Origin of the sequence: Clostridium sp. UBA4395, assembly GCF_002390995.1 — a bacterium.
Lineage (GTDB): Bacteria > Bacillota > Clostridia > Clostridiales > Clostridiaceae > Clostridium_J > Clostridium_J sulfidigenes.
The window spans coordinates 37198-43606 of sequence record NZ_DGRF01000075.1; the positions used below are offsets into that span (position 1 = coordinate 37198).

8 protein-coding genes are annotated in these 6409 nt (G+C 31.9%); all 8 read right to left on the reverse strand.

The window, feature by feature from the left end:
• Positions 1-49: 49 nt before the first annotated feature.
• Genes accB through B2694_RS13765 form a run of 8 tightly spaced genes read right to left on the reverse strand, consistent with a single transcriptional unit; the run spans position 50 to position 6242 of the window.
• On the reverse strand, positions 50-562 hold the full coding sequence (accB, locus tag B2694_RS13730; RefSeq protein WP_346886232.1) for an acetyl-CoA carboxylase biotin carboxyl carrier protein: 513 nt from the start codon (positions 560-562) through the stop codon (positions 50-52).
• A gap of 3 nt (positions 563-565) precedes the next feature.
• A complete protein-coding gene (fabF, locus tag B2694_RS13735; RefSeq protein ID WP_346886233.1) occupies positions 566-1804 on the reverse strand; it encodes a beta-ketoacyl-ACP synthase II in 1239 nt (412 codons plus the stop codon).
• Between the two features lie 22 nt (positions 1805-1826).
• Positions 1827-2567, reverse strand: a complete 741-nt coding sequence (fabG, locus tag B2694_RS13740) for a 3-oxoacyl-[acyl-carrier-protein] reductase (RefSeq protein WP_346886234.1) — start codon at positions 2565-2567, stop codon at positions 1827-1829.
• A gap of 14 nt (positions 2568-2581) precedes the next feature.
• Positions 2582-3526 (reverse strand): ACP S-malonyltransferase, encoded by a 945-nt coding sequence (gene fabD, locus B2694_RS13745; RefSeq protein WP_346886235.1) that lies wholly within the window; start codon positions 3524-3526, stop codon positions 2582-2584.
• Positions 3527-3541: 15 nt separating this feature from the next.
• Positions 3542-4483, reverse strand: coding sequence for an enoyl-[acyl-carrier-protein] reductase FabK (gene fabK / locus B2694_RS13750; RefSeq protein ID WP_346886236.1), 942 nt, complete (start codon positions 4481-4483; stop codon positions 3542-3544).
• A 49-nt stretch (positions 4484-4532) separates the two neighbouring features.
• The gene (gene acpP / locus B2694_RS13755) at positions 4533-4763 is read right to left on the reverse strand and encodes an acyl carrier protein (RefSeq protein ID WP_346886237.1); all 231 of its coding nucleotides are present in this window, start codon (positions 4761-4763) and stop codon (positions 4533-4535) included.
• Positions 4764-4789: 26 nt separating this feature from the next.
• The gene (locus tag B2694_RS13760; RefSeq protein ID WP_346886238.1) at positions 4790-5764 is read right to left on the reverse strand and encodes a beta-ketoacyl-ACP synthase III; all 975 of its coding nucleotides are present in this window, start codon (positions 5762-5764) and stop codon (positions 4790-4792) included.
• Between the two features lie 16 nt (positions 5765-5780).
• Positions 5781-6242: a MarR family transcriptional regulator gene (locus B2694_RS13765; protein WP_346886239.1), complete on the reverse strand. Its 462-nt coding sequence runs from the start codon at positions 6240-6242 to the stop codon at positions 5781-5783.
• Positions 6243-6409: the final 167 nt, after the last annotated feature.

The following is a 6409-nucleotide window of genomic DNA, read 5'->3' on the forward strand; positions in this document are numbered from 1 at the left end:
TATTACATCTAACATTATTTATACTACCTCCTTTATATAATCTATATTTCTAAAGTTTTATCGCCATTATAGGCTGACCAAATTCTACTACATCTCCATTATTAACAAATATTTTAGCCACCGTTCCTTCAACTTCACATTCAATTTCATTCATCAATTTCATAGCTTCAATTATGCACAGAATTGACTCCTTTGATACTGAATCTCCTATTTTTGTATAAGGTTCTCCATTTTCTGTAGGTGAAGAATAATATGTTCCTACCATAGGTGACTTAACTATAAAGCATTCTTCTAAATTACTCTCTTCAGTAGCTATTTCTTCATGCTTTGTTGATATTACTGAAGTATTATCATTTGCATTATTAGTATGACTAACAAACTCTGTATCACATTTATCTGTGATTTTAGATTGATTTAATGCTCTAGCATCTTCATTATAAATAATTTTGCTAGAATCATTTTTGCTCATCCTTATTCTAAGCCCTGCTTCTTCTAGTTCTAATTCCTTAAGATTGGAATCATTTATTAATTTAATTAGCCTTTCAATTGCTTCATAATTCATAATTTATTCCTCCCATTTCTTAAATAAAAGTGTAGCATTATGACCACCAAATCCTAAGGAATTAGACAAAGCATATTTTAGTTCTGCTCTTCTTCCAATATTAGGAACATAATCTAAATCACAATCTTCATCCTTCTCTTCAAGACCAATAGTAGCTGGAATAAACCCTTCCTCTAAAGCTTTTATACATACAATTGATTCTATAGCACCTGATGCTCCCAATAAATGTCCTGTCATTGATTTTGTAGAACTAACTGGGATCTTATAGGCTTGCTCTTTAAATAAATTTTTAATAGCTATAGTTTCAAATTTATCATTATATGGAGTACTAGTTCCATGAGCATTAATATATGATATATCTTCTAAACTTACATTTCCTTCTTCTATGGCAAGTTGCATTGCTCTTGCTGCCCCTTCTCCATCAGCACTAGGCTGAGTGATATGATAGGCATCACAAGTAGATCCATATCCAATAACTTCACCATATATTTTTGCACCTCTTGCCTTTGCATGCTGGAGCTCTTCTAAAATTAAAACTCCTGCTCCTTCACCCATTACGAATCCACTTCTATTTTTATCAAAAGGAGTAGATGCTTTTTTAGGATCCTCACTCTTACTTAAAGCCGTTAACGCAGTAAATCCAGCAAGACCTATTGATGTTATAGATGCCTCTGTCCCACCTGTAATCATTACCTCTGCCCTATTTGCCTTTATCATCTCAAAAGCTTCACCTATACTATTAGTTCCTGTAGCACAAGCTGTCACTACAGATAGGCATGGCCCTTTAGCACCATATTTTATAGCAACATTTCCTCCTGCCATATTCTCTATCATCATAGGAATTAAAAATGGTGATACCTTAGTTGTATCTCTTTCTAACATTCTTTTATATTCATTTTCTAATGTATCGAGTCCGCCAATTCCTGAACTAATCAAAACACCTAATCTATATTTATCAATACTATCTAAATCTAAATTTGAAGATTTTACTGCTTCCTCTGCTGCTGCCATAGCAAGTTGACAATATCTATCCATTCTCTTAGCTTCTTTTCTATCAATAACCTCTGTAGGGTCAAAACCTTTAACCTCTGCAGCTATTTTAACTTTAAACTTTTCTACATCCATAGATTTTATAAAATCTATGCCACATTTACCATTCTTAACTCCATCCCAAAAGCTGTTAAGATCATTACCAATAGGGGTTAATGCTCCCATACCTGTAATTACCACTCTTCTATTCACTTTATATGTCCTCCTTAAATAACTACATTACCATTCCGCCATCTACATTTATAACTTGACCTGTTATATAGTCTCCACCCTCTGATGCAAGAAAAACTACAGTCCTTGCTACATCTTCTACATTTCCAAATCTATTTAAAGGAATTAGTCCTAACATACCATCCTTTACTTTTTCACTTAATACATCTGTCATATCGCTTTTTATAAATCCTGGTGCTACAGCATTTACAGTTATCCCTCTAGTTCCTACTTCCTTAGCTATTGACTTAGTAAGTCCTATAACACCGGCTTTAGATGCTGCATAGTTTGCCTGCCCTGCATTCCCTACAACTCCTACTACAGAAGAAATATTTATAATCTTTCCACTTCTCTGTTTAAGCATGTGAGACACTGCACTCTTACAAGTATTAAATACACCCTTAAGATTTATATCTATAACCTTATCAAAGTGCTCTTCTTTCATTCTCATAATTAATCCATCTTTTGTTATTCCTGCATTATTAATTAATATGTCTATAGTTCCAAAAACTTTTACCGTTTCATCTATTAATTTTTTTCCTTCTTCGAAACTACTTACATCTCCTTTTACTAAAATAGCATTTCCTCCAAGACTTTTTATTTCCTCGGCAACTTTTTCTGCCTCTGCATCACTACTAACATAATTTATAACCACATTAGCTCCTTTTTTACCAAACTCTATAGCTATAGCTCTTCCTATCCCTCTACTTCCTCCAGTAACTACCACATTCTTTCCTTTAAACATATATATATCCTCTCCTATACATGAGCTTCTTGTAAATATTTCAATGTACTATAAATTGATTCTTTATCCTCAACATTTAATATTTTTACATCTTTACTTATTTTCTTTACAAAACCACTAAGGGCTTTTCCTGGTCCAACTTCTATAAAAGTATTAATTCCCATATCAATCATATTTTCTATGGTCTTTTGCCATTTCACAGAAGATTTAACCTGAGCTTCTAACAACTGTCTAAGTTCCATTACATTTTGTAAAATCTCTCCAGTAACATTAGGTATTACTTCTATATTGCTTTCATTAAAATATACCTCGCTTAATACATCCCCTAATTTTTTAGATGCATTTTCCATCAATTCTGTATGGAACCCTCCACTTACTGGTAACTTAACAATTTTCTTAGCACCTTTAATTTTTAAACTTCTCATAGCTTCTTCTACTAAGAAATCCTCTCCTGAAATTACAATTTGGGAACTACAATTATAATTTGCTATACCTATTATTCCTTTATCACTAAGTTCATTACAGACTTCTTCTATAATTTCTATTTTCCCACCAATGATAGCCGCCATGGAGCCGTTAGTTTTATCACTATCTTTCTTCATGAATATTCCTCTTTCTCTTACTACTCTTAATCCTTCTTCAAAACTCATAATTCCACTTGAGATTAAAGCAGAATATTCTCCAAGGCTCAATCCTGCAACAACTTTAGGATTTATTCCATGAGATTTTAAAATTTCAAATAATGCTATTGAAAGAGTTACTATAGCTACTTGATTATTTTCAGTAGAAGTTAGTTCTTCTATGGGACCATTGAAGCATAACTCACTTATATCTTTATTTAAAATTTTGTTAGCTTTTTCAAATACTTTCTTAGCTTCTAAGAATTCTTCATATATTTCCTTTCCCATACCTACGTACTGACTTCCTTGGCCTGGGAAAATAAATGCGATATTTTTCATAGTTACCTCTCAACTTTAAAATTTATTTATCATAGATTTTAGTAATGTTTCAGTACCTTCTACAAAATCTTTAATTATTTCTTCACAACTTTCTTCCTTTTTTATTAAAGCTGCAATTTGACCTGCCATAATAGAACCATTATCTACATCACCGTCTATAACAGCCTTTTTAAGTCCACCAACCCCTAATTGTTCTAGCTCTTCAGCTGATGTACCTAACTTTTCAAGTCTTAAATATTCTCTAGATAATCTATTTCTAAGAACTCTTACAGGATGCCCAGTACTTCTACCTGTAACTACTGAATCTATATCCTTTGATTCTATTACCTTCTTTTTATAATTTTCATGAATAGTGCACTCATTCGCTGCTAGAAATCTAGTTCCTACTTGAAATCCATTAGCACCTAATGCTAATGCAGCCAACATTCCTCTAGAATCTCCTATACCACCAGCTGCTATAACAGGTATATTTACAGCATCTACAACCTGAGGAAGAAGTGCCATAGTTGTAAGTTCTCCTATGTGTCCACCAGCTTCACAACCTTCAGCAATTACCATATCTGCTCCACTTCGCTCCATTCGTTTTGCAAGCCCTGTTGAAGCTACTACTGGAATAACCTTAATATTATGATTTTTCCACATATTCATGTATTTACCTGGGTTTCCTGCACCTGTTGTAACAACCTTTACTCCTTCTTCACAAACAATCTTAGCAACCTCATCTGCATTATCACTAAGAAGCATTATGTTTACTCCAAAGGGTTTATCTGTAAGTTCTTTAGCTTTTCTTATTTCTAATCTAACATTTTCTGGAGAGTTATTTCCTGCCGCTATAATTCCAAGTCCTCCCGCATTTGATACGCTACTTGCTAATATGCTATCTGCAATCCAAGCCATAGCCCCTTGAATTATTGGGTATTGTATTCTTAAAGCTTCACATATATCTGATTTGAACATATATACCTCCTATGGTTAAGGTCAGATAGATAGCTATCTGACCTTTGTTTTAATTAACTTTGCTTTCTATATAGCTTGAAATATCTTGAACATTTTTTATGTTTTCTATATCCTCATTTGGAATTTCAATATCAAACTCTTCTTCTAAACTCATAACAATTTCAAATATTTCTAGAGAATCTATTCCTAAATCATCTGTAAAACTTGCTTGTATATTTAGTTCCTCTGCCTCTACACCTAGTTCTTTTGCTATAACTTTTTTTACTCTTTCTAATACCATTTTTTATTCCTCCTATACGCTTTTAATTATTTATTCCATTTTAACAGTGCACTACCATAGGTTAGTCCACCACCAAATCCTATAATTACTATGTTACTTCCTTGTTTAATTTGACCATTTTTATTTGCTTCATCTAAAGCTATTGGAATACTTGCACTAGATGTATTCCCCTTTTTGTCTAAATTTATAATGAATCTAGATAAAGGTATATCAATCTTCTTACTAACACTTTCTATCATTCTTATATTAGCCTGATGTGGAAGTATAAAATCTATATCATCCTTTTTTATATTGCCTTTTTCAATAATTCTATTAAATTCCTCTTCCATAACCTTAACAGCAAACTTATAAATATCTTTTCCATTCATCTGAATCTTATTATTATTTATAACTTCCTTGGTATATATATTCTCCATAGGAAGTATGTCACAAGTAAGTGACTCACCTTTAGATCCTACACTTTTACAGTTGATATAACTTATATACTCTTCAGAATCTTTTCCTATAACTACAGCTCCTGCTCCATCTCCAAATAATACACAAGTATTTCTATCTTCCCAATTTACGATTTTAGATAATACCTCTGCTCCAATTATTAAAGCTTTTGTAGCCCTACCTGTTTCTATATACCCCTTAGCTATATCTAGCGCAAATATAAACCCACTACATGCAGCATTTATATCAAAAGCCATAGCATTTATAGCACCTATTTCCTTTTGTACATTACATGCAACTGATGGAATTAAACTATCTGGTGAAACTGTAGCCACTAAAATTAAATCAATTTCTTTACCATCTACATTACTATCTTCTAAAGCCTTTAAAGCTGACTTTATTGCTAATTCTGAAGTATCTTCTCCATTAGAAATTCTTCTTTCCGCAATTCCAGTTCTCTCTCTAATCCAGCTATCTGAAGTATCTACAATATTTTCTATATCTTTATTGTAAACTATATTAGATGGTGTATAAGAACCTGTTCCTAGTATTCTTGAACCAATCACATCTATTCTCCTTTACTTATTTTTTAAGATTGTATTTTGACTTAAAAAAGCTATTTACTTTCTCTAGAGATTTTATTAGCACTTCTTCCTCTTCATCTGTTAAACCTTTTATAGTTTCACTAATCATATCCTGATGAAATTTTTCATGAACTCTATATGCTAACTTTCCTTTTCTAGTAAGAGCTATCATTACAGATCTTCTGTCTTCTTCTCCTCTTGTACGTTCTACATATCCTTTTTTTACAAGTTTCGTTATGGCTGTAGTTAAAGTACCTACTGTAATATTTAAATCATTTGCTACTTCCGTCATTGTTCTTGGATGATACATTCCTATAGCTTCAATAGTATGTATCTCTGTAACCGATAAATCTTTAAGTACTCCTTCTTGTAGAGCAGTTTGTTCAATCTCTAGAATATCATTAAATATAGTTACTAATAATTCATTTAATACGTATTTATTTGAATTTAAGGATTTCATTCTACTTTATTCTCCTTTTGTTTGACTTTCAAATAGTTTGATAATCAAAGTATATTACTAAAGAAAAACAAAGTCAATATATATTTTTTACTTTTATTTTTACAAATAATTTAACTTGTCACAATTTATTCATTTTTACCAAAAATAAAGGGGCTTTCGCAAAATAG